This is a genomic window from Lewinella sp. IMCC34183, from assembly GCF_003390915.1.
Lineage (GTDB): Bacteria > Bacteroidota > Bacteroidia > Chitinophagales > Saprospiraceae > Neolewinella.
On sequence record NZ_QMEM01000004.1, the window covers coordinates 240,121 to 264,057 of the forward strand.

The window sequence follows — 23,937 nt, forward strand, 5'->3', positions numbered from 1 at the left end:
GGGCTATCGAAGCTGCCGCTCCGTCTCGGTGATGAGGGCGGAGGCCTGGGTGTAGGTTGCGTCGAGGTCGGCGGCGGAATCCTGCCCCGCATAGAGCGCCATCTCGCAGCGCGCCAGGAGGCGGTCGTAGCGCTCCGTGAGGGATTCGTCGGCACCGGCCTCGCGCAGAACGGTGGCGATGTTACGCCGGTCTAGATCCCGCACCGGCAGGCTGAACCGCTCGCGCAGGTACCGGAGCACGGCTCCCTCGACGGCGTCGTAAAAGGGGCGGGCCTCGCCCCGCTCCAGGTGACCGCGGGCTTCCTTCAGGCGGGCGGTGGCGACCTTTCCGGCCCGCTCGCGCAGCAGGATGGCCGGGTCACGGTCGGCGAGCCGCTGCCGGTAGTTGCTGTACCCGATGGCACCGCCGCCCAGGAGCAGGGGGAGCACCACGAGGGCCCAGAAGAGGGGGCTGCCCCCAAAGCTGCCCCCGTACCGGCGGCCGGGGGGCAGGGTGCCGGCGGGCCGTAGCACCAGCGAGTCGGCGACCGCTACGGCCGTGTCGATGGAGTAGGTAGTGTTGCCGCTGCCACCCGTCACCGTGATGGGATAGGATTCCGGAGTAAGGGACACGTAGCGCCCGCTGTCCGTATTGAAGTAGGTGACCGAGGGGGCAACGTCGTAGGTGCCCGCCCGCTTCGGCACGAGCTGGTACAGAAAGGTCTTACGGCCGAACATGCCGGAGGGGCTGTCCAAAAACTCCTCCTCCACGACCCGGGGATCATAAATGTTCCAGTTGGCCGGGTCGACCGGCGCCGGCGCCTCGAACCGCTGGATGTCGCCCTGCCCCGTCACGCGGAGGGTGAGGGTAAGTGCATCGTCGGTGGTGAGCCGGTCGCGGTCGATCTGCACGTCCGCGCGGTAGGTACCCACGCCACCGCTGAAGTCGGGGGGCCGGGGCTGCGGGAGCTCCTGCACGGTGATGCGCAGGGTATCGGAATTGACCGGGATCTGCTCCGTGAAGCGGCGCGAAAAGCTGCTGTTGGTTCGGGTGCGTACGGCGCCGATCACCATGCGGTAGGGATCGATGGTGAGTACGCCGCTCTTGATGGGAAACAGGGCCAGACTGGCCAAGGTACGCCGCTGGTACTCGCGGCCGTTCACGATCACGTTGACCGGCGAGGCATCGAAGCGGCGGCGCGGCCGGGCGAAGAAGCCGTCGAGGTCCGGTTCGCGCACCATATTGCGGGAGATCGGATTGACCGAGGCGTACAGGTTGAGGTTCAGGATGATCTGTTGGCCCACGTAGGCCTCGTCGGTGCTCACCTCGGCGCGCAGGAAATTTTCCGGGGCGGCGGCCAGGGAGGCGTCGTCGACCTCGAGCACGGTGACGCTCTTCGAATTGGCCCGGTACGTGCGCCCGGCGGCCACTACGGAGGCGGGTCCGATGGTGAGGGTGCCGATCCGCTTCGGTTGCAGCATCCACGAGAAGGTCATCTCGCTGGTCGCCACGCCGTTGACGATGGTGGTGCCGATGGACCGGTTGGGCCCCTGGATCACGTCGAAGTCGGTGAAGGGGGGCGGCTGAAAGTTCTCCCCCTGGGCGTTGCGCAGCGTCAGGTTGTATTCCAGGGTGCTGTTCCGGAGCATGCGCTCCTTGCTCACCTCGGCGGTGAAGGTGATGTCCTGGTGCTGACCGAATCCGAGCGCGGCCCAGCCCAGGAGGAGGGTGAGGAGAGAGAGGCGCAGCGGCATCACCAGTCCTTGTTTCCGGTGCAGCCCTGCTGGTCGGCCTGCCGCAGGCGGCTCAGGGTCCGCTTTTCCTCCTCGGCGGCGATGCCGAGCTGCCGTTCGGCCTCCTCGCGGCTCATCTGCGGCTGGTCGGGGTTCGCGTTCGGCTGGCCGGGGGTACCCGGCTGCTGCTGTTGCTCCTGTTCGGACTGCTCGCCGTCTTCCGACTGCTCGCCGGCTTGCTGCTGTTGTTGCTGCTGGTCGCCGTTTTCGCCGCCCTCGCCGTTTTGCTGCTGCTCCTGTTCCTGCTGGTCGCCGTCCTGCTGCTGGTTCTCCTGCTGCTCCTGTTCCTGCTGTTGCTGGATCTCCCGGATGGCCTTGGTGAGGTTGTACTTCGTTTCGGCGTCGTCGGGGCTGATGCGCAGGCTTTGCTTGTAGCTCTCCACGGCCTGTTTGAAGTCCTGCTGCCGGTAGTAGCTGTCGCCGAGGTTGCGGTAGGCCCGCGACCGGATTTCCGGGTCATCGGCCAGTCCGGCGGCTTCTTCGTAGCGCTTGGCGGCCTCCCCGAACTCGCCGCGCTCGTAGAGGGCGTTGCCGAGGTTGTAGTTGCCCTTGGCGCTGTTTTCGTCCTGGATTGCGCTGCCGTATTCCCGCTCGGCTTCGCTGTAGTTGCCATCCTTGTACGCCCGGTCGCCGCGGCGCAGGGCACGGTGGCTGCTCTGGCTCAGGGCGGGCGCGCAGGTGCAGAGTAACAGGAATAAGGTGATGTAGGTCCGGTAATGCATCGGGGGGCAAGTTACGGGATTTACGGGGCTAGCCAGGCGGACATCGGATGTCGGCGACATCCGATGTCCGCCTGGCTAGCTGAGAAATTCGGCGACCCGGGTGTAGAGCTCCTCTGGCTGCTCGGCGTGTACCCAGTGCCCGGCCCCCTGGATCGTGGTCAATTGCGCCTGTGGGAAGTGGCGCAGGATGCCGTCCAGGTCCTCCTCCTTTACGTATCCGCTCTTGCTCCCCCGCAGGAAGAGGGCGGGCTTGGGGTAGGTCTGCCCGAGAGTACCGACCGAGGCGATGAGGTTCTCGTAGTCGTTGTCCAGCACTTCCAGGTTCATGCGCCAGCGAAAGCCCTCGTCGTCGCGGGCGAGGTTTTTGAGGAGAAACTGACGCACCCCCTTTTCCTGCAGGTAGGGCTCCATGGCCGCATCGGCGTCGCGACGATCTTCCAGGCTACTCGGGTCGAGGGCTCTGAGGGCGGCAAAGACGTCGTCGTGGCCGCGTCCGTACTGCCGCGGCGCCATATCTACCACCACCAGTTTCTCGACCAGGCCGGGATACGTCAGAGCGGTCTGCATGGCCACTTTGCCCCCCATACTATGGCCCAGCAGGTAACACGCATCTACTCCTATCCCCTCCAGGAACGCGGCCAGGTCGTGGGCCAGCTGGGGGTAGGTTATCTCGTCGGTGTGCGGTGAACGGCCGTGGTTGGGCAGGTCCACCAGGATCACCCGGTAGCGTTTCGCCCACCGGCGGGCGAGGGTCGACCAGTTGTCCAGGCTGCCGAAGAGGCCATGGAGGATGACGAGCGGATAGCCCTCGCCGTAGGTTTTGTAGTTGAGATCCATGGGGTGGGTATAAGGTTGGGTTGCACAGGGAGGACGCGGGGGGCTTCGTGGAGGTTCGCTGTGCGGAGGTACGCTTTTACCAAAACATTCAGACCGGCGCGCTGGGGAAGCGCCTTGAACTTCGCGGTCGGAAACCGCATCGTACCGGCCGCCGGGCACCTACACCGCACCCGCGTCCGCGCCGCCTTCTTCCGGCTGATCCTTTTTCTCCTCTTCGGGTTGCGGGTGGCCGTTGCCCCGGGCCAGGCCGTGGGCGGCCTCCTGGGTGGTGATGACGCGGTCGAGGCCCCGGCCGCCGCGGATCCAGAGGTCGCGTTGCGGGAAGGGGATCTCCACGCCCCGCTCCCGAAAGGACCGGTCGATGCCGAAGCGTACGTCGCTCTTGATATCCTCGATGCGGAGGAGGTCGCGCGACCAGAAAATGATCTCGAAGTCCAGCGAGGAGCTCCCGAAGTCGAGGAAGCGCACGATCGGGTTGGGGGTCTTTAAGATGCGCGGGTGATCGGCCGCCACCTGCAGCAGGATTTCCTTCACCAGCGAAGTGTCCGATCCGTAGGCGACGCCCACGCCCACGTGAAAGCGGGCCTTGCGCTCCACGTGGCTCCAGTTGATCACGTTCTCTCCGATGAGCTTGGAGTTGGGGACGAAGATGATGATGTCGTCGCGGGTCTCCACCGTCGCGGTACGGGCGCCGATCTTGCGGACCGTACCCACCTGGTGATCGGCGATCTCCACCACGTCGCCCACCATTACCCCCCGCTCGAAGAGGATAATGACTCCGCAGATGAGGTCATTAAAGGTCTGCTGCAGCCCGATGCCGATGCCGACCAACAGGGCCGCCGCCCCCGTCCAGAGCGCGAATAGGTTGAAGCCCGCTGCCTGCAGCACCAGCAGCACGCCCACCACGTACACGAAGTAGGTGATCAGGCGGTTGATGGCGTACTGGCTGCCCGTGTCCACCTTCGACCGGCGGTAGTAAGCCCCCAGGATGAGGTTGGTGATTGCCATCAGCAACAGACGCAGGAAGAGAAAGACCCCCACCGCCAGTACCACGTTGCCGACGGTGATCGTACCCGTTACGATCGTTTCTCCGTTGGTGGTCCGCTCCGTAAAGAAGTAAAACACGTAATCGGCCAGCCCCGTATCCTGCAGCACCACCAGGGTGGCCAGGGCGTACATGAACGGCCGTACCGCCCGGAAGCGCTCGGCCGACGCCTCCTGCTCGGACAGGACCGCCGCCGTTGGGGTGGTAGAGCGGTGCATACGGTAAAAGCGCTGCACGAGCAACTCCTCGATCAAGATGTCCAGTACATTGGCCAAGATGAAGGCAATCAGGGCCTTGACGATGGTACTGATCCGGATGGTGAAGTACACCGGCGGTCCGTCGCTGCTGGAGGCATCCTGGATAGCCTCGTCGACGAAGGTGATGTCGATGTTGAGGATACGCAGGATGACGATCACCAGCAGGCTGAAGAGCGAAAAGCGGGTCACGCCGCGCACCCGGCTCCGGTTCTTGGGCGAAACCGCCTCCCGGCCGTAGTACCACGGCAGCAGGCGCCGGATGATCAGGTGGTTGGTACCCAGCAGCACCACGCAGGCCAGGGCGATCAGCAGGAGCTGGTAGGCGCTGACGGTGAAGCCGTCGATGTCCAGTAGTTGAAGCTGCCGTAGTCTGTCCATGCGCACGCAAAAGTAAGCCCCTAACGCGGCCCGGCTTGCAACCCGCCGCCCGCCAAACCGTTGGGCCATGACAAAGCCAACGAATATGCAGGAGATCAAGGGCCGGTACGTCGATCTCGACGCCCGCGAAATTTACGGCGCGGTCGTGACTATCGACGACGCGGGCCGCATCGCGCGGATCGACCGCGACCCCGAGCGCGACAAGCGCGGCTGGTTCATCCTGCCCGGCTTCGTAGACGCCCACGTGCACATCGAGTCGTCGATGCTGCTGCCCGTCGAGTTTGCCAAGCTGGCGGTCGTCCACGGCACGGTGGCCACCGTGAGCGACCCCCACGAGATCGCCAACGTGATGGGCCTGGAAGGCGTCGAGTACATGATCGACAACGCGCGCCACACCCCCCTGAGCATCAACTTCGGCGCCCCCTCCTGCGTACCGGCCACCTTTGCGGAGACCGCCGGTGCGGTGCTGGACGCCGAAGCCGTGGCGGAACTGGTACGACGCCCTGAAATTCGCTACCTGAGCGAAGTGATGAACTACCCCGGCGTCCTGCAGGGGGATGCGGACCTCCTGGCCAAGATCGCCGCTACCCACGCCGCAGGTAAGCCGGTCGACGGCCACGCCCCCGGCCTGCGCGGGGCGGAAGCCGCCGCCTACGCCGCCGCCGGCATCAGTACCGACCACGAGTGCTTCACCGCCGCCGAGGCCCGCGACAAGCTGGCCGCCGGCATGAAGATCCTCATCCGCGAGGGCAGCGCCGCCCGAAATTACGCCGCCCTCGAGGAGCTGATCGATGAGTTCCCGGACCGGATCATGTTCTGCACCGACGACAGCCACCCCGACGCGCTGCTGGCCGGCCACATCAACCGCCTCGTCATCCGCGCCGTACGCGGCGGCCACGACCTCTTCAACGTACTGCGCATCGCCTGCCGCAACCCCGTCGACCACTACGGCCTCGACATCGGACGGCTGCGGGTGGGCGACCGCGCCGACTTCATCCAGGTCGACGACCTGCGCCACTTCGGCATCATGGCCACCTGGATCAACGGCCGGCAGGTCGCGGAGGCCGGCGCCCACCGCCTCCCCGACTACCGCCCCGAACCGATCAACAACTTTCACTGCTCACCTAAGTCCCCCGCCGACTTCCGCGCCGCCCCCGGCCCGGCCGGCGGGAAGATCCGCGTTATCGGCGTCACCGATGGCGAGCTGGTCACCGAGGCCCGCGAAATGACGCCGGTACTGGATGCCGAAGGGCGGCCCGTCTCCGCCCCCGAACGCGACCTGCTCAAGATCGTGGTGGTGAACCGCTACCAGGACGCGCCGCCGGCCATCGGCTTCGTGACGGGCATGAAGCTGCAACGCGGTGCCATCGCCAGCAGCGTGGCCCACGACAGCCACAACATCGTAGCGGTGGGCGTCGACGACGCGGCCATCTGCCGCATGGTCAACGCCGTCATCGCCGAGGGCGGCGGCATCGCCGCCGGCCGCGATGAATACCTGGAAGTGCTGCCGCTGCCGGTCGCCGGCATCATGAGCGCGGAGCGCGGGCCGCAGGTGGCCGCCCGCTACGGGGAGCTCAGCGGCTTCGTGCGCCGCAAGCTGCGCTGCGGGCTGGAGGCTCCCTTCATGACCCTGTCCTTCCTGGCCCTGCTTGTCATCCCCAGCCTCAAATTAAGCGACCGCGGCCTGTTCGATGGTGAACGCTTCGTCCCGGTCGACCTCTGGGTGCGGGAAGCCTGATCGGGATAGAAAATATAGAATCCCGGAGGTGGGGTGAGCAAGGCGGGGGATGTCCGTGTTCTACCTACCCGGAATCCGCTGGCCCACCGCTCCCCAATGAAAGCAACCTTAACGTGGATCCATCCGCTGGCCCTGTGGGCGAGCGTGGTGGGAATATTCGCCTTCCTGACGGAATCCGGGTTCGCGCACCCCGATGCCACCCAACGGATCATCGACGGCTACTACTTCTTCGTACTTACGGCGGGCGTGGCCTCCCTGGGCGTCCGGTACTTCCACAACTTCGAACGGCTGGAGCGCAAGGTCTTCGTATTCGACCTCCTCACGGTCCTCTTCACGCTTTTTGCCGTGGTGACTTTCTTTGTGGCGCAGTCCGCGCCGGAAAGCTACCCGCTCCTGGCGCGGTCGATATGGATACACACGGCCGTGGCGCTGGTCTTCGTGCGCGAGATCTCGGAGGTCAACCTCAACTACCGCCGCACCTTCCTCAATCCGGCCCAGCTGTTCGTGGTCAGTTTCGTGTCGGTCATTCTGCTCGGGGCCCTGCTGCTCATGCTCCCGCGGGCTACGGCAGGGCAAGGCCTCACTTTCGTCGACGCCCTCTTCACCGCCACCAGCGCGGTGTGCGTGACGGGGCTCATCGTAGTCGATACCGGCAGCTACTTTACTTCCTTCGGACAGAGCATCATTCTGACCCTGATCCAGGTTGGCGGGCTCGGGATCCTGACCTTCGCCAGCTATTTCAGTTATTTCTTCAAGGGGGGCTCCACCTACGAAAACCAACTGGTGCTGAGCGACCTGACCAACTCGAACAAGATCGGCGAGGTATTCCTGGTGCTCAAGTACGTCATCCTGATCACCTTCGGCGTCGAGCTGCTGGCGGGCCTCCTCATCTACTTCACCCTGGACGCCGGCAGCTACCCGACCGTCGGCGACCGCGTTTTCTTCGCGGCGTTTCACTCTATATCGGCCTTCTGCAACGCGGGCTTCTCTACCCTGGGCAGCGGGCTGTACGAGCCGGAGTTCCGCTACAACTATACACTGCAGCTCATCATTATCGTCACCTTCGTGCTGGGCGGGCTCGGCTTCCCGATCGTCTCCAACGTCATCAATTACCTGCGCTACCTGCTGCGGAACCTGCTCCACCCCCGCCGCCGGGCCGCCACCCACGCCCCCTGGGTGCTTAACCTCAACAGCCGGGTAACTCTCGTGACGACCTTTACCATATCGGCCGTCGCCTTCGTCCTGTTCTACGTCCTGGAGTACAACAATACCCTCGCGGAGCACGACGGTGTCGGCAAGGTCGTCACCGCCCTCTTCGGCGCTACCACCCCGCGCACGGCCGGCTTTAACACCATCGACAATGCGGCGATGCTGTTCCCAACGACGATGATGGTCTTCCTCCTGATGTGGATCGGCGCTTCCCCCGCCTCCACGGGCGGCGGCATCAAGACCAGCACCTTCGCCATCGCGATCCTCAACGTCGTCAGCCTCGCGCGCGGCGAAGAGCGCATCGAGGTGTTCCGCCGGGAAATTTCCAACCTGTCCGTACGGCGGTCCTTCGCCGTTATGGCCCTGTCGCTGCTCGTGATCGGGCTGGCCGTCATGGCCATCACGTTCTTCGACGGAGGAACCGACCTGCGCAGCATTGCCTTCGAGTGCTTTTCCGCCTACAGCACCGTTGGGCTGAGCCTCGGCATCACCGGCGGGCTATCCATCGGCAGTAAAATGGTGCTCATCGCGGTGATGTTCTTCGGCCGCGTGGGTATGCTGACGATCCTCGTGTCCGTATACCGGAAGAGCAGCATGCAATCCTACCGCTACCCCACCGAAGAGCTCACCATCAACTAAATTACTAGCCCCATGAAATACCTTATTGTCGGCCTGGGAAGTTTCGGCGCCTCCCTCTCGCAGAAGCTCACCGCCCGGGGCCACGAGGTCATCGGCATCGATACCAGCATGGAGAAGGTCGACCAGTACAAGGAGAAGATCTCCCACACCATCTGCATGGACGCCACCAACGAGTTTGCCGTGGCCGGCCTGCCGCTCCGGGATGCCGACGTGGTGATCGTAGCCATCGGCGAGCAGCGCGGGGCCAATATTATGGCGACCGCCCTGTTCAAGAACCTGCGGGTGAAGCGGCTCATCAGCCGGGCCATCAGCCCCATTCACGAAAAGGTGCTGGAAGCCATCGGGGTCGACGAGATCGTCCACCCCGAGGAGGAAGCCGCCGGCCGGTGGGACAAAAAACTGTCCCTCAACAACGTGGTGGACTCCTTCGAGCTGGGAGCGGACCATAGCATCATCGAGGCCGGCGTGCCGGCCGAGTACATCGGCAAGACGATCGAGGAGGTCGGCTTCCGCAAGAAATACAACCTCCTCGTCCTCTCCACCATCAAGCAGACCGATGAGGCCGGCCTGATCGGCAAGGTCCGCAAACATACCGTGGTGCGGGGCGTCGTCCTGCCGGACCAGGTCCTCGAGGCCGGGGAGCTGGTGGTGCTCTACGGCGCCAACGAAGACCTCCAACACTTCCTGAAACGCCGCAGCTAGGGGACCGGTCAGCGCTGCAGGTCGGCCACCAGCCGCTCGGTGAAGAAGCGGGCGCCGAATTTATTCAGGTGGTGCTCGTCCTCCCGGAAGTTATCGGGAAGTTCCAGGTCGCTGTAGTCCAGCAGCTCAATTTGGGAGAATTGGTCGCGGTACGTCGCGTAGTAGTACTCCTCGTCGTAAAATTCACTTGGCCGGAACATCGGCATGTACAGAAAAATCAGGTTGACGCCCTCCGCCTCGCAGAGGGATATGATCTTGTTGAGGTACCGGTAATTGATGGCGTGCCCCCGGTCCAGCCATTCGGCAATCTCGTGCTGGTCCTGCCGGCTGTCGAATTGCTTTTCCGAGGGATTGAACCGCCCGTAGGTACGGATCGACCGGGGTATGTCCTTCAGCACCTTCTGCACGAGCAGGGTGGCGACCGTAGGAGCGTTCGTCCGTCCGTAAAGCTTCCATTCTTCCTCCGAGAAGTACGGGAAGTACAGGGGAAGGTAAAGGCTCATCTCGTTGGCCGTGTAGTACTTCGAGTCGGTATTGCGGTGCATGTCCGTAGGGGCAAACTCCAGGAACACGGTATCCACCTGTGGATTCGCCGTCAGCAGGCGCTCCAGCTTCAGGTAGGTGAAGAGGTAGCGTTCCGACCCCAGAGCCAGGTTGGCACTTCCTTCGTAGAGCGAGTCGTTGACCCCCTTCGCAATGTGGGAGGCCCCTACGAAAAGCACGTGGGTATCGTCGGGCAGGCTCCAGTCGATCGACCGGATCGTAACCCACCGGTAGGCGAAGGTCAGCAACAGCATACCCCCGAGGATACCCAGAAACAGCAGCGTAGTCTTGATGAATCTTACCATACCCGGCTAAAACTGAAAGTAGATGAAGTCCTGCTCGCTGCCGCTGAACCAGAAGATCGACAGGGCAATGGCGTAGTAGAACGCCCACCGTAGCGGCCGCGGCCGGTGGAGGGCCAGCCGCTCGATCGCGTACTCATCACGGCGGCCCAGCCACTCGATGACCAGGAAGACCCCGACGAACAGCAGGGTGAGGGCCGCCAGCTTCAGGTTGTTGAGACTGGGAAGTTGCAGCAGGGAGGGCGTGAAGATGTCGCGGATATAGGCGAAGGCGTGGCCGAGACTCGACGCGCGGAAGAAGATCCACGCGAAGACGGTGATCCCAAACGTAGCCAGCATGCGGGCGGATTCCGACCAGGTGGGCAGGGCCCGGTCCTCCGCCACCGTGTCCAGGTTCCGCCGGTTGCTTTTGGTGAGCAGCAAGGGCAGGAAGAAGACGGCATTCAGCGCCCCCCAGACGATGAATGTCCAGTTGGCACCGTGCCAGAACCCACTTACGATAAAGATGATGAAGGTATTGCGTATCCGCATCCACGTCCCGCCGCGGCTGCCGCCCAGCGGGATGTACAGGTAATCGCGGAACCAGGTGGACAGCGAGATGTGCCACCGCCGCCAGAATTCCGCGATGTCGCGGGAGAAGTAGGGGTAGGCAAAGTTGCGCATCAGGTCGAAGCCAAACAGCCGGGCCGTGCCGATGGCGATGTCGGAATAGCCCGAGAAGTCCCCGTATATCTGAAAGGAGAAGAACAGGGCCCCGAGTACTAGGGCGCTGCCGTTCATGTCGGCCGAGTTGTTGAAAATATCGTTGGCGAAGGCGGCGCAGTTATCGGCGATGACCACTTTCTTGAACAGCCCCCAGAGTATCTGCCGCAGGCCATCCACGGCCCGCCCGTAGTCGAAGGTCCGCGCGCGGTGAAACTGCGGCAGCAGGTTGGTGGCCCGCTCGATCGGTCCCGCCACCAGTTGGGGAAAGAAACTGACGAAGGCCGCGAACGAGATCAGGTCATCCGTGGGCTCGAGCTGCCGCCGGTATACGTCGATGGTGTAGCTGAGGGTCTGGAAGGTGTAGAAGCTGATCCCCACCGGCAGGATGATGTCGAGCGTATTGAATCCGAGCACGGCCCGGATCCCCGGCGCGGCCGAGTAGAAGGAGTCGAGGAAGAAGTTGTAGTACTTGAAGACCCCCAGGAAGCCCAGGTTAATGAGGATGCTGGTCCACAGGTACAACTTACGCTTCCGGGGGTCGGCCTCGCCCCGGAGCCCGAGCCCGATCGAGTAATCGACCAGCGTACTGAAAATGATGAGCGAGAGGAAGCGCCAGTCCCACCACCCGTAAAATACGTAGCTGGCCACGACGATCAGCAGGTTCTGCACCTTCAGGTTCTTGTTGGCGACGTACCAGTACAGCAGAAAGACCAGCGGCAGAAAAACGGCGAATTCAACCGAGCTAAATAACATACATAACCATTGCGGGGCCGCGGGTGCGGTGCTGAAGTGTCGGGGGGTGCGGGCAGGGCTACGGCCGGGTACGACCCACCCTTTCGCCAGACCAAAGCTAGGCTGCCATCACCTATTCTACAACCGGGGCCCGGGAAGCGCTGGTGTAAGGATCTGAATTTTAACGGTGCGGGGTGTAAGCGGGGGGGCGGTGCCACGCGTTGCATTGACTCGATGAGCCCACGGTGGCCAGCGGCTGCAACAAACGGAAACAGCATGAAGGAAAGTGAAAATCTCAGTACCGGCATATTCGACATCCTGGCCACCGGCGTCGAGGCATTCGGTACCGTAGACACTACCTACATTGGCTTTCACCTGTGTCGGGATTTGGGCGTTGCCCCCGAAGCAGTAAACGCGGGCCTCCAATCCCTTGAGGACCGGGGCCTGATCGTCTACTCACCGGACCGGGCCACGCTGACGGTTACCGCGAAGGGGCTGCAGGGCAGCTGGCGGGGGCAGGTTTGAGCCCCCTTTCTGGTCCCTATTCCCGCGGGGCAGGCTTATCCGCTACCCCTACCCTGTATTCGTACCGCACCATGTCGGTTGTTTCCATCCGCGTCCACTGGTTGGCGACAAAGAACCGCTGGGCGGCCCGATTGGACAGCGCTACGTAACACGTCCAACACTGGCCGGGGGCGGCGGGGATCGTTTTGGTAAGCAGCCGCAGTGCCCGTGTCCCGATGCCCTGACGTCTCCGGTCGGGCTTGATGGCCAAATTCGTGATGACCGGGCATCCTTCACCGTCCGTCGGGAAGGTGACGCCGATCACGCCCACCAGTCCGGCGCCGGCACAGACGGCCAGTTCCTGTCCGGTCGTATCGTTAAGTACGTAAGCCAGCCACTCCGCGTCGACGCCTCCCAGGGTGGTCCGCAACTCAGGGTCCGCGAACCAGCGATGGTATTCCGGAAAGTCCGTGGCTGCGAAGGGGCGAAGCCGGAAGAGAATGGACACGGGCGGGCGGTTGGTCCCGGGTAAAATACAGAACGCCCGGCCAGCTTAGCTGGTCGGGCGTTTCGGCGCAGCCGGAGGCTGCATCGTACTGGCGCGGCTGGAAGCCGCATTGTACTGGTGGTCGCTGAGAGACTCGAACTCCCGACCCTCTCGGTGTAAACGAGATGCTCTGAACCAACTGAGCTAAGCGACCCTAAAATCTCCGCGGCACGGACCCACCATCGTGGATTGTACCGCTAAGGGAGTGCAAATATACGGTGGGCCCGTTCAATCGTGCAAGGAAGGGCGGCAAGATTTGGTAATTTTGCCCGTCCACCCACGCCATGCTCATGCTTCGCCCTCTCCTGACCGCCCTTTCCTGCCTCCTGTCCGTAGTTGCCCTGGCCCAGGACACGCTCACTTTCGGGGGCATCGACCTGCCGGGCGCCGAGGTGCGGGCCACCTACCGGCGGGTGAGTCCGCTGGCGCAGGCCTTCACCATCGAGGAGGTGCGGCGATTGCCGGCCACCTTTTTCGACCCCGCGCGCCTCATCGCCCTGCTGCCCGGCACCGTACAGACCAACGACCAGGCCAACCACCTGAGCGTCCGCGGCAATACGCCCAATGCCAACCTGTGGCGGCTCAATGGCCTGGCGGTGGTCAACCCCAACCACACCAGCAACGCGGGTACCTTCTACGACACCCCCACCCTCACCGGCGGCGGTACCAACGCGCTGAGCGCCCAGGTCCTGGACAACTCGGCCTTCCTCGCGGCCGGACTGCCCGCCCGCTACGGCAACGTCACCGGCGGAACCTTCGACCTGCGGCTGCGCCCCGGAAATCACGACCGCCGGCAACACCAGGTGCAGGCCGGGTTCATCGGCTTCGACGCAGCCACGGAGGGGCCGACCGCGAATCCGGACATCAGCTACCTGGTCAATGCCCGCTACAGTTTCACCGGCTTGCTCGCCAACCTGGGCGTGGGCTTCGGCGGGGAAGCGATCGGCTTCTATGACCTCAACGCCCACCTGCACTGGGAAACCGACCGCGGAGAGGTCAGCCTCTTTACGGTCCTCGGCCGGAGCACCAACGATTATACGCCGGACCCCGAGGACGAGATCACCGAGCAGAAGCAACTCTTCAACATCGACTTTCAGAATGATCTCGTAATTGGAGGAGCGAGTTTCCGTCAGGAGATACGCCCGGGCACGCTCACCGGGGGGCTGGCGTACTCCGAGTTCGAAACGGAGCGTTTCCAGACCTTCGTAGACGAAACTGGCGAGGAATCCACCGCCAGCCTGTTCCACAGCCGTCTGAGCACCTACGCCGACCTGGAGCGCATCGTCAGCCAGCGCGTCACCCTCAACGTGGGCGCGGAATTTCTGCGCGACGGGGCCGAGCACACCGCATTCTACCTGGACCGACCGGGCACGGCGATGTACAGCAACCTCGTGACGGCCAGTCTTGCCCCCTACCTGAGCACGGAGATCCTCTTCCGCGACGGCGATGACGCCCTCGACCTGGGGGTGCGGCTGGCCGCTTACGCCCTGCCCAACCGGGAAGCCCTCGCCGCCTTCGAGCCCCGGGTCAGGTACCGGCACCGCTGGAAGGGCCAGCGGGTGTTGCTCACGGCCGAGCGGGTGAGCCAGACGCCCCTCCTCGGTATCCTGCTGGAAGGGGGCGGGGTACGGGACTTCGTTCCCGTCAGCAATCAGGCCAGCGTGGCCTACGGGCGCAGCTTTGGCGGAGTGAGCGCGCTGCTTACGGGCTACTTCCAGTATACGGACCGGGAATTCGCCGCCGAGCAGGACGGCTTCCTGATCAGCGCCAATAATTTCCTGGAAATCGACCCCTACTTTGCCTTCACCACCTCCACCTCCACCCGCCGCTACGGCGTGGAGCTGGAGGTCTCCGGCGGCAGCCGCGCCACGGGCTGGTACTACCGCGGCAGCACCTCGGTCTACCGCGCCGAAAGCGAACAGACGGACGGCAGCTGGGCAAAGGATCGCTACAGCAGCGACTACGCGGTGAAACTGACCCTCGGCCGCGAGTGGGCCGGGAGGGACAAGCGGGACAGGGAACGCACCTACGGGCTCAACCTGGCCGTCATTACCTACGGCGGAGAACGGACCGGCCGGATCGTGGACGTACCCGCGGCCCTGCGGCCCTATTTCGTACCGCCCGACTACAGCCAGGGCTTCATCAACTCCAACGGCGCGTACTTCCGCCCCGACCTGCGCCTCTACCGGACCAAGGTGCGCGCACGTACCACCCGGACCCTGGCGCTCGACCTGCAAAACGTGGCGGGCGTAAGCAACACCGCGGCGACGTATTACGATTCTTACCTCAATCGGGCGAACGAGCGGGAAGCCCTGGGGTTGATACCGGTACTGAGCTACCGGATCCTCTGGCGGTGACCGGATGTCCGCTGCACCCGCGTCCCCGCCCTACACCCGACCGTCGGCTACCTTTGTTGCTAAATCGCCTACCATGAAGTTTACTTACCTGATTGCCCTTTTCCTGCTGCTGGCCACCGCCTGCGGAAACTCCGACGCGGATACCGCCCAGGAACAGGCCTCCATGGCCGCCCAGAAAGCCGCCTACGAATCCATGATGGAGGGCCACGACCGCGTCATGCCGCTCATGAACCAGATCACCCAGCGCCAGCGGAGCATCACCGAGCAGCTGAGCTCCGGCACCCACGACGAAGACTTCCGCGACCTGCTCCAGGCCGCCTACGAGCAACTCGAGGACGCCGACGACGCCATGCACGAGTGGATGAACCAAACCCGCACCCTGGATAACCTGCGCACGGAATTGGACAGCGACAAAGTAATGGAGCACCTGCGCGACCGCACCCGTTCCATCGCCGAGGTAGAAGCCGACATGAAAGCCAGTATTGCCAACGCCGACCAGATTCTGAACGACCACGCCGGTGAAGACCACACCGGTGAAGACCACAGCCACTAGGCCGTGGCACAGCACCGTATTCGTAACCGCTTCGACCTGACGGGCCGCGTAGCCGTGATCACCGGTTCATCCAAGGGGATCGGGGAGGCCATGGCCCGGGGGCTTGCCGAGTTCGGGGCCCACGTGGTGGTAAGCTCCCGCGATCAGAAAGCCGTCGACGCCGTAGCTGAGGGCTACCGCGCCGACGGGCTGCAGGCCACCGCCATCGCCTGCCACGTAGGGGACGCGGACGACCGCCGCCGCCTCATCGAGCAAACGGTAGCCTCCTGCGGCCGGCTCGATATCCTGATCAACAACGCCGCCACCAATCCTTACTTCGGGCCCATCGAGGGCCTTACGGCCGAGGCCTACCAGAAAACGCTGGACGTCAACCTGACGGCGGCCCTGGAACTAAGCAACCTGGCCCTCCCCCACCTGCGGAAGTCGGGGCACGGCTCCGTAATCCACATCAGCTCCATCGAAGGGCTGCATGCCAATCCCAACTTCGCCGCCTACAATATCTCCAAGGCGGGCGTGATCATGCTGGGCAAGAGCCAGGCACGCGAGTGGGCCGTGGACAACGTACGCGTCAACGTGATCTGCCCCGGTCTGGTCAAGACCAAGCTGAGCCGCGCCCTCTGGGAAAACGAGCAACTGGCCGAGCACTTCGTCCAGTCCATACCCCTGGGCCGTATGGCCGTACCCGACGAACTGGCCGGCCTGGCCTGCTGGCTGGCGGGTGAAGGGGCTAGCTACGTTACCGGAGGGGTATTCGTGGCCGACGGGGGAATGCTATAGAGACTTACTGCGTTCGCCGGTGGTGGCGCGCTGCGCGCGGTAGAGGCTCCCTGCGGTCGCGGTAGAGCTCGCTGCGCTCACGGTAGATTGACCGTTCGAAACGCAGCGAATCTCACCGGCGAAGCCTCTACCACGAGGCGAAGACGAGTCTCTACCGGCGAAGCCCTCTAAAGCGAGCGCAGCGAGCCCCTACTAAATCTCCATCACCTTCCGCCGCAGTACGAAGTTCTTCCCGAGGTACACCTTACGGACCATCTCGTCTTCGGCCAGTTCCTCGGCGGTGCCGGCCTTGAGGATGTTGCCCTCGAACATGAGGTAGGCCCGGTCGGTGATGCTGAGGGTTTCCTGCACGTTGTGGTCGGTGATCAGGATGCCGATGTTCTTGGTTTTCAGCTTGGCAACGATGTACTGGATATCCTCCACGGCAATGGGGTCGATACCCGCGAAGGGCTCGTCGAGGAGGATGAAGCTCGGGTCGGTAGCCAGGGCGCGGGCGATCTCCGTGCGCCGCCGCTCCCCGCCGCTGAGGGTGTCGCCGTGGCTCTTGCGCACCTTGTGGAGGCTGAATTCGTCGAGCAGGCTTTCTAACTTGTCGCGCCGCTCGGCCTTGTTGAGCTTCGTCATTTCAAGGACGGCGGAGATGTTGTCCTCGACGGTGAGCTTGCGGAAGACCGACGGCTCCTGGGGCAGGTAGCCGATGCCCCGCTGCGCCCGCTTGTACATGGGCAGGTCGGTGATGTCGTCGTCGTCGAGGTATACGCGGCCCTCGTTGGGCTTGATAAAGCCGACGGTCATGTAGAAGGTGGTCGTCTTACCGGCGCCGTTCGGGCCCAGGAGGCCTACGATGTCGCCGCGGTCCACGTGGATGCTCACGCCCTTCACCACGGTGCGGCTGCCGTATTTTTTGACCAGGTTTTCGCTCTTTAGTCTCATAAGTTGGTAGGCTGCGTACGACGTGGGGCTATCCGTCCGCCGGCAATAGATCAATGGTAAGTTCCCGGCTTTTATTTTCCCGGATCACGGTAAGTACGAGCCGGTCGCCCGGTCGCGCCCGCCCGATGATCTCGGTGAGCACCGGCAGGTCGCGGATGGGCCGGCCGTCGACGGCTACGATGAGATCGTTTACCCGCAGGCCGCCCGTCTCCGCGGCACCGCCGGGGAAGATAGCATCCACGACGACGCCCTCGCTCCGGTCGCGGAGATCCAGCCGCTCGATGTCGTCGACCGTCAGGGTAGAAATCTCTACACCCATCAGGGCGCGGCGGTAGCTGCCGTACTGAATGATATCGTCGACGATCCGCCGCACCAGGTCGCTCGGAATGGCAAAGCTGTAGCCCTGGAACCGCCCCGTCCGGGAGGCAATGGCGGTGTTGATGCCGAGCAGCCGGCCCTCGGTATCGACCAGCGGCCCGCCGCTGTTGCCGGGGTTTACCGCGGCGTCGGTCTGGATGAAGCTCTCGATCGCGTCGGGGTCGCGCAGCAGGCTGAGGTTGCGGCCCTTGGCGCTCACGATACCGGCGGTGACGGTGCTGGTCAGTTTTAGCGGGCTGCCGATCGCCAGTACCCACTGCCCCGGCTCGGCCAAGTCGGAGTCGGCGAACTCCAGGAACGGGAGGTCGACCGCATCGATCTTGAGGACGGCCAGGTCGGTCTTCGGCTCCATACCGACTACCTCGGCGGTAAAGCGGCGGCGGTCGGAGGTCGTCACCGTGATGTTGTCCGCGGCCTGGACCACGTGGTAGTTCGTGATGATGTAACCATTGGCCGAATAGATGACGCCCGATCCCTCGCCGCCCGTGGGACTGTCGGTGTCCTCGCGGCCGAAGAGGGCCTTCACCGTAGCGCGGTCGCGGGCCTCTACCTGCGCATTCACGTGCACTACCGCCGGCGTGGCCCGCCGCGCCGCCGGCCGCAGGTCGATGGCCGCGGTGGGAAGGTCGGGGCGGGGGGCCGCGAGGGGCACGGGGGGCTCGGCAAAGAGCAGCGGGCCAGGGGCATCCGACACCTGCACTACCGGCTGCCCCGCCGGGCGATCGGCGAGCCACAGCACGAGCAGACCGGCGACCAGGCCACCCACTGCCGCAGAAAAGATGTGTTGGCTAATTTTCATCTAAAGCGTCGCTTGGGGTACGAAGAACCCGCTTTGAAAAGTTATTAATGAACAGGAAATCTCTCCATATTGGTTATCGCTTACGCGACTTTACCGCAACTAAGCTATTTTCACAGCCGTTTAGAAATCGTTCCAAGCACCGGCAGTCTGGTCTATCGCACCTTGAATACCCTCCAATTAACTCAACTGCTTCAACCCGAAACGCCCCTGGAAGCCCGCTTCCTGGAGAGTGAGGAGTTCCGGCAGGGGTTGGTGTGGGGGCTGCCGCGGTACGGGCATCCGGAAGGTACTATCTGGCGGCACATTCTGGAGGTCAACGCAAATATTGACGCCCTGCCTATCGATGCCGCCACCCGCCGCAAGCTGCGCACCGTCTGCTGGGTCCACGATACCTTCAAGCACGTAGAACACCGGGGCAACCCCCGTGACTGGTCCAAGCACCACTCCGTTTACGCCCGTAATTTTCTCGCCCGCTACATCGACGACGCCCAGCTGCTCAACGTCGTTGAGCTCCACGACGAAGCTTACTACTGCTGGCGACTGGCGCACCTTTTCGGCAATTTCGCCGAGTCCGAGCGCCGCATGCAGCGCCTGCGCGAACGCGTCGGCAGCTACTGGCAGCTGTACTACCTCTTCTTCAAGTGCGATACCTGTACGGGCGACAAGAATCCCGCCCCCCTCCTCTGGTTCGAGCGCCACGAAGAGGACATCAAGGTGGTTGAATTCGAGCGGGGCCAGGCCGCCATCTAGGGTACCACCACCCGCCGCGTCATCCGGTCACCCCGCTCCGTTTCCACCTCTAAAAGGTATACGCCCCGCACCGCCGTTCCGGTGCGTACGGTGAAGTCACGCCCTCCCGCACCGCGTTCGCCCGATGCCCGTACTCTCCCCCTGATGTCCAGCAGCCGCCAGCGGCGGATGGCTACCGAACTCTCCACGTGCAGTTCGGGACCCGCCTGTGGATTGGGGAAGACGCGCAGTTCCGCCGCCTCCGCTTCCGCCGCTACCCCGGTGGTGCCCCCGCCCAGGACCTCGAAGGCCGGCAGGGCCCGCCCCCGGTAGTCGAACCAGCTGGCGTTCTCGTACGATGACCCCCGGCCCCAGGCGTCGCACAGTCCGCTGCTGATCCAGGCCGGTTCCCAGTAGAATACGGCGGTGCCGCCGGCCGCGCAAACCGTCCGATCCAGGTCGAGCAGGAAGTCGCGCTGCCCTTCAGGACTGGCCGGATACGCCACTGTGTTGCCATTGTCGCCGAGGAAATTGGTGTAGTCATCGGCCCCGGTCGCGTTGTTCCAGCTGAAGCCGGTCTCGAAGATCATGACCTCCTTTCCGTAGGTCGCAGTCAGGTGTTCTACGAGGTCACCCACTGCGTCCAGGTCGGTATCGGGGCTGAAGTTGGGATAGAAAGAGAGCCCCAGCACGTCGTAATTGGTCACGTCGGCGGCAACGAGGGCGGCGGCCCCGTAGCGGGCGTAGCGCTCCGTCAGGTGGAGGGCCGAACGTATTGTGCTCCCCGTCGCCGCGTTGAAGGCCCGCACGGCCCGTAATCCTGCGTTGAATTTCGGGCCGTCCACCGCCCAGTCAAAACCATCGGTGCGTTCACCCGCGTCCACGAAGCCGTTGTCGGTCTCGTTGCCGATGGCCACGATCACCGGCACCGTACCCTGGCGGTGCAGCGCTACGAGGGTGGCGTAGGTGTAGGCATAGATACTGTCCAGCAGTATCTGCCCGCCCAGGCCCGCCCACGCCCGGGGCCGCGGCTGCTTGCCGGGGTCGGCAAAGTAGTCGCTGTAGTGAATGGCCAGGTTGAGCCCCATGCCGCTGCTATCGACGCGGCGGGCGGCCAGCAGAACGTCGGCGCGGCCCCCGCTCGTGATGGGCGCGCCGCAGGCGTCGGTGAGGTTTTCCGGCGTGTGCCACAGCCTGATCCGCGCCAGCTCCGCGCCCCGCCCGGCAAAGTACCGGTACGGGTCGACCGGGGTACCATCGGGCGCGTAGTAGATTCCCCCGTTCGCCTCGATGGCATTCACGTACGACAGGTCGACCCCCTGCCGGCACTGACCGAACAACGGGCCGGTGAGCAGGAGAGCGTAAATCAGGCAGCTGAGTTTCATGGGAAGTAGGGCGGGTGCGCGGGTGCGGTGTGGGTCAGTGGGGGGAGTAAGTTACGGTCAGCGCGACTCGCCGCCGGCCCGACCACCCCACGATCCGGTAAAGGCCAGCCGCCAGACCTACGGGCAGGTCAAGGTAAGATACTGGCTCCACCACCGGCCGGGCCACGCACCGCCCCAGCACGTCGTATACCCGGACCTCCCGCAGCGGATGCGTAAGGGCGATCCGCCCCGCGGCCGGGTTGGGGTAGGCGCGAACGTCGGCCGGGGCTCCGGCGGGCGTGGCAACCGGGGTCGTCGCCGTCTCCGGAAAGCGGTAGGCTCGGTCGGCCGGCAGGGCGTACCGGCGTAGGGTGTCGCCGCCTGGCTGGCGGATGAGTAGGCTGTCGATGTGTTGGGATGTGCCCAGGCCGAAGTGCAGGGCCGTAGCCTGCTGACTGGCGAAGCTGCCGCCCGCCCGTACCTCGGCGGTGAGCGCCCGCCCGCCCGTCCACACGGTTACCCGTGCACCCAGGGGGGCGGCTTTTCCCGCTTCGTCGACGAGTTCCACGCGCGCCCAGTGGTGGTCGGTTGGCAGTTGATTGAGCAGTAGTTGGCTGGGCTGTCCGCTGTTGGCTACGAATAGGTCCGGGCGACCGTCGGCGTTGAAGTCGGCGGTCACCGCGCCGTAGCCGCTACGGCGGCTGGCGACCGTCGTTCCGGCCACGACGGCAAACGTCCCGCCCTGGTTGTGGTAGAGCACATCGGGGTACCGCTGCCCGGCCACCGCGAAGCCGGTTTCGTTGGCCACGTACAGGTCCGGCTGGCCATCGAGGTCGTAGTCCAGCCAAGCGGTCCCCCACCCCATCCCGAGGTCGTTGACGCGGGCATCGAAGCCTGTTTCCCGGAAGGTGCCGTCGCCCCGGTTTTCGAGCAGGAAGTTTTCGTAGAGGTTGGTGACGTAGAGGTCAAAATCGCCGTCGCCGTCGTAGTCGGCGGCATCGACGCCCATGCCGTCGCCGACGACGCCAGCCCCGCTTGCGGCGCTCACGTCGGTGAAGCGGCCGCCGTCGTTGCGCAGGAGCACGTTGGGCTGGCTACCGTCGCGGACGAGGTAGAGGTCGGAATCCCCATCCCCGTCGTAGTCGAAGGCCAGGCATCCCATTCCCAGCCCGGTGACCGCCGCACCCGCGTCCGCGCCGACTTCCCGGAAGGTGAAGTTCCCGAGGTTGCGGTAGAGGCGACTGGGTGCGTTGAGGCAGGAGAGAAAGATGTCGGCACGCCCGTCGCCGTCGTAGTCGAGCAGGGCGCCGGCCTGCACGCGGGCGGTCAGCGTCAGGCCGCTGGTCGCGGTGACTTCCACGAAACTCTCCGCGGTGTTGCGGTAGAGTCGCACCGGCGCGTCCTGGTGACCAATGACCACGTCCTGCCGGCCGTCGCGGTCGAAGTCCGCCCACAGGGATACGTAAGCGGGGCCCGTGTCGGCCAGAGCGGTACCGGCGGCCGCCTCGGTAAAGTGGGCGCGGCCGTCGTTGAGGTACAGTAGGTTGGAGCCGTCGAGCCGGCAGAGGAACAGGTCGGGATGACCGTCGCCGTTGGGGTCGCAGACCGCCACGCCGCGCATGCGTCCGTCCGCGGTGATGCCGGCTTCCGCCGTGGCATCGCGGAAGGGATCCTGGGCCGTGAGCGACAGGCCGAGCAGCAGGCCGATGAGCAGCAGGTAGGGCATGCGGAAAGCAAAACGGGCACGTCCCTTGCGAAACGTGCCCGTGCTCAGAAGAATCAGATCACTACTGGAAGGAGTAGGTCTTGGTATTTACGTTGAACGTGACGGTGTACGTACCGGGGGTGGCCACGATGTTGCTGCCGTTGTAGACGGCGGTACCACTCGGGAAGGCATCGCCGCCCCAGTTGTACGTCCACGCATCGTTGACGCGGAACTTGAGTTCGCCCTCGGTAAGCGTGGTGGATAGCGTGAACGCGCCCAGTTCGTTGGGATCGGCCGACAGGTTGGTGTCGTTGTCCCAGCCGCCGGGGGTGGCGTTGCCGATCACTCCGATCTCAGCCGGCGTGAAGGAGAAGGCTCCGTCTTCCGGGTTAAAGGTGACCAGGTAGGTGCCTGCCGTGGCGGGAATATTGGGCCCGTTGTCGGAAGTCGCGGTACCGGAGGGGAAGTCACTGCTACCCCAGCTCAGGTCCCAGGCATCGTTGGCGCGGAACTTCAGTTCCCCGTCGACCAGGGCCACCACGGTCATCCACATGCCGGCGTCCTCATTATAGTCGAGGCTGAAGTCGCCGTTGGGGGCATCCCACCCGCCGGGTACGGCCGAGCCGATGAGGCCGATGGTGGTGATGTCGGGAGCAAAGCCGCGCAGGAAGGTGAGGGAGTAGGCCAGGGAGCGGTCGTTGAAGGTGATGCTGTAGAAGCCTTCCATAGCGGTGTCGGGCAGTACGATGTTGCTGCCGTAGCGCTCGGCGATGCCGTCGTTCTCGTTATCGCCGTAGTTGATACCCTGGAAGTCGGGCATCTCGGCCATCCGGAACTGGGCGCCGGGCATCAGTTCTACTTCGTCGAGCACCCAGCTGTTGTCGTCGACCAGGTCGAACTGGTAGTTGCTGCCCTGGAAGTTGTTGAAGGTACCCAGCAGGTACAGGCTCATGGAGTTGGAGGCATAGCTGACGGCGGGCGTGACGCTGTAGCTAAGGGTCTGGTCGTTGAAGCGGATGTTGACCAGTCCGGAGAACCCGCAGTCGGTGTCGCCGTTGCCGCCGGGGCTCTGGTTGGAGTTCATGAATCCGTCGCATTCGGGATCGCCCCAGTCTTCGCCGCCGAACTCGGGGCCGTCGACCAGTTTCCAGGCTTCTCCCTGCAAATCTACGTTCTGGGCTTCCCACATATTCGGGCCGACCAGGGTAAGCTGGTTGCTGCTCGGGGTCCAGCCGTTAAAGGCGCCGGCCAGGTAGATGCCGTCGTAGTTGGCGGGGAAAGGCAGGTTGCTGATCTCGAAGGAGAAGGCCTGCTCGGTGGTCTGCCCTTTGGTATCGGTGACGCTAACCGTCATATTGTAGACGCCCACCGGCAGGTCGGCGGCTCCGAAGGCGGAACCCTCGATCACCAGGGAGTCGCGGGTGCCGCTCAGCTCGGTGGTCTGTTCGGCGAGGGCCGTCATGGCATCGTCCATAAGGACTACCGTGGCGGATTCCAGCGGCGAGACGGTTCCGTCGGCAAACACAACGCGAACGGTGAAGTCGCCGGCAACCACCCGGCCGTTGGCCGAGGGGTAGGAGGAGAGGATGGAGGGGGGAAAGTCGGTATTCGCGGCGATGTCGAAGTCCTCGCGCTCGCAGCCGGTAGCCACGACAAGCAGAAAGAACAACGACAGGCAGCTGAAGAGGTGCTTCGTGAGTTGCATGATA

General features: G+C 64.2%; 20 protein-coding genes and 1 tRNA gene. 8 read left to right on the forward strand and 13 right to left on the reverse strand.

Translation table 11 applies throughout. The features are described from left to right. Positions 1-3: 3 nt before the first annotated feature. From DQG19_RS10775 to DQG19_RS10790, 4 genes are all read right to left on the reverse strand, one after another. Positions 4-1,734 (reverse strand): BatD family protein, encoded by a 1,731-nt coding sequence (locus DQG19_RS10775; protein WP_116126264.1) that lies wholly within the window; start codon positions 1,732-1,734, stop codon positions 4-6. Continuing rightward, positions 1,734-2,495, reverse strand: coding sequence for a tetratricopeptide repeat protein (locus tag DQG19_RS10780; RefSeq protein WP_198661719.1), 762 nt, complete (start codon positions 2,493-2,495; stop codon positions 1,734-1,736). Before DQG19_RS10780 ends, DQG19_RS10775 begins: the two co-directional genes overlap by 1 nt. 75 nt (positions 2,496-2,570) lie before the next feature. Beyond that, the gene (locus DQG19_RS10785) at positions 2,571-3,332 is read right to left on the reverse strand and encodes an alpha/beta fold hydrolase (protein ID WP_116126266.1); all 762 of its coding nucleotides are present in this window, start codon (positions 3,330-3,332) and stop codon (positions 2,571-2,573) included. Between the two features lie 159 nt (positions 3,333-3,491). Continuing rightward, positions 3,492-5,012, reverse strand: a complete 1,521-nt coding sequence (locus DQG19_RS10790) for a mechanosensitive ion channel family protein (protein WP_198661720.1) — start codon at positions 5,010-5,012, stop codon at positions 3,492-3,494. Positions 5,013-5,079: 67 nt separating this feature from the next. On the opposite strand from DQG19_RS10790, the gene ade reads away from it, so the two are divergent. The 3 genes from ade (at position 5,080) to DQG19_RS10805 (ending at position 9,300) form a co-directional block, all read left to right on the forward strand. Further along, positions 5,080-6,750: an adenine deaminase gene (gene ade, locus DQG19_RS10795; protein ID WP_232826494.1), complete on the forward strand. Its 1,671-nt coding sequence runs from the start codon at positions 5,080-5,082 to the stop codon at positions 6,748-6,750. A 96-nt stretch (positions 6,751-6,846) separates the two neighbouring features. Further along, positions 6,847-8,598: a TrkH family potassium uptake protein gene (locus DQG19_RS10800; RefSeq protein WP_116126268.1), complete on the forward strand. Its 1,752-nt coding sequence runs from the start codon at positions 6,847-6,849 to the stop codon at positions 8,596-8,598. Positions 8,599-8,610: 12 nt separating this feature from the next. Continuing rightward, a complete protein-coding gene (locus tag DQG19_RS10805; RefSeq protein WP_116126269.1) occupies positions 8,611-9,300 on the forward strand; it encodes a potassium channel family protein in 690 nt (229 codons plus the stop codon). Positions 9,301-9,308: 8 nt separating this feature from the next. Here the strand turns inward: DQG19_RS10805 and DQG19_RS10810 are convergent, their stop codons facing one another. Further along, the gene (locus DQG19_RS10810; RefSeq protein ID WP_116126270.1) at positions 9,309-10,148 is read right to left on the reverse strand and encodes a hypothetical protein; all 840 of its coding nucleotides are present in this window, start codon (positions 10,146-10,148) and stop codon (positions 9,309-9,311) included. A 6-nt stretch (positions 10,149-10,154) separates the two neighbouring features. Next, positions 10,155-11,603 (reverse strand): MBOAT family O-acyltransferase, encoded by a 1,449-nt coding sequence (locus DQG19_RS10815; protein ID WP_116126271.1) that lies wholly within the window; start codon positions 11,601-11,603, stop codon positions 10,155-10,157. A 255-nt stretch (positions 11,604-11,858) separates the two neighbouring features. Here DQG19_RS10815 and DQG19_RS10820 point away from each other — a divergent pair, with 255 nt between their 5' ends. After that, positions 11,859-12,107, forward strand: coding sequence for a hypothetical protein (locus DQG19_RS10820; protein WP_116126272.1), 249 nt, complete (start codon positions 11,859-11,861; stop codon positions 12,105-12,107). Between the two features lie 16 nt (positions 12,108-12,123). Here DQG19_RS10820 and DQG19_RS10825 read toward each other — a convergent pair whose 3' ends face one another. Together DQG19_RS10825 and DQG19_RS10830 are read right to left on the reverse strand one after the other, a co-directional pair. Next, complete coding sequence (locus DQG19_RS10825; protein ID WP_157974448.1) at positions 12,124-12,594, reverse strand: GNAT family N-acetyltransferase; 471 nt, start codon at positions 12,592-12,594, stop codon at positions 12,124-12,126. A 115-nt stretch (positions 12,595-12,709) separates the two neighbouring features. Further along, positions 12,710-12,787: transfer RNA gene (locus tag DQG19_RS10830), tRNA-Val, on the reverse strand. A gap of 136 nt (positions 12,788-12,923) precedes the next feature. Between DQG19_RS10830 and DQG19_RS10835 the strand changes: the two genes are divergently transcribed. The 3 genes from DQG19_RS10835 to DQG19_RS10845 all read left to right on the forward strand — a co-directional run bounded on the left by DQG19_RS10835 (position 12,924) and on the right by DQG19_RS10845 (position 16,320). Next, positions 12,924-14,990: a hypothetical protein gene (locus DQG19_RS10835; protein ID WP_157974449.1), complete on the forward strand. Its 2,067-nt coding sequence runs from the start codon at positions 12,924-12,926 to the stop codon at positions 14,988-14,990. A gap of 73 nt (positions 14,991-15,063) precedes the next feature. After that, the gene (locus tag DQG19_RS10840; protein ID WP_116126275.1) at positions 15,064-15,543 is read left to right on the forward strand and encodes a hypothetical protein; all 480 of its coding nucleotides are present in this window, start codon (positions 15,064-15,066) and stop codon (positions 15,541-15,543) included. Between the two features lie 3 nt (positions 15,544-15,546). Continuing rightward, positions 15,547-16,320, forward strand: a complete 774-nt coding sequence (locus tag DQG19_RS10845; RefSeq protein ID WP_232826495.1) for an SDR family NAD(P)-dependent oxidoreductase — start codon at positions 15,547-15,549, stop codon at positions 16,318-16,320. 192 nt (positions 16,321-16,512) lie between these two features. Here DQG19_RS10845 and lptB read toward each other — a convergent pair whose 3' ends face one another. Next, a complete protein-coding gene (lptB, locus tag DQG19_RS10850; RefSeq protein ID WP_116126276.1) occupies positions 16,513-17,253 on the reverse strand; it encodes an LPS export ABC transporter ATP-binding protein in 741 nt (246 codons plus the stop codon). A 28-nt stretch (positions 17,254-17,281) separates the two neighbouring features. Continuing rightward, complete coding sequence (locus DQG19_RS10855; protein WP_116126277.1) at positions 17,282-18,430, reverse strand: S1C family serine protease; 1,149 nt, start codon at positions 18,428-18,430, stop codon at positions 17,282-17,284. Positions 18,431-18,592: 162 nt separating this feature from the next. Between DQG19_RS10855 and DQG19_RS10860 the strand changes: the two genes are divergently transcribed. Continuing rightward, the gene (locus DQG19_RS10860; RefSeq protein ID WP_116126278.1) at positions 18,593-19,180 is read left to right on the forward strand and encodes a hypothetical protein; all 588 of its coding nucleotides are present in this window, start codon (positions 18,593-18,595) and stop codon (positions 19,178-19,180) included. Here the strand turns inward: DQG19_RS10860 and DQG19_RS10865 are convergent. The 3 genes from DQG19_RS10865 to DQG19_RS10875 form a co-directional block, all read right to left on the reverse strand. Continuing rightward, positions 19,177-20,544 carry a glycosyl hydrolase 53 family protein gene (locus tag DQG19_RS10865; RefSeq protein WP_116126279.1) on the reverse strand — a complete coding sequence of 456 codons (1,368 nt, stop codon included), beginning with the start codon at positions 20,542-20,544 and terminating at the stop codon, positions 19,177-19,179. The genes DQG19_RS10860 and DQG19_RS10865 overlap by 4 nt on opposite strands. A 34-nt stretch (positions 20,545-20,578) precedes the next feature. Further along, entirely contained in the window at positions 20,579-22,249 is a 1,671-nt protein-coding gene (locus tag DQG19_RS10870) for an FG-GAP-like repeat-containing protein (protein ID WP_116126280.1), read from the reverse strand. A 61-nt stretch (positions 22,250-22,310) separates the two neighbouring features. Continuing rightward, positions 22,311-23,933 carry a SusF/SusE family outer membrane protein gene (locus DQG19_RS10875; protein WP_116126281.1) on the reverse strand — a complete coding sequence of 541 codons (1,623 nt, stop codon included), beginning with the start codon at positions 23,931-23,933 and terminating at the stop codon, positions 22,311-22,313. Positions 23,934-23,937 lie beyond the last annotated feature (4 nt).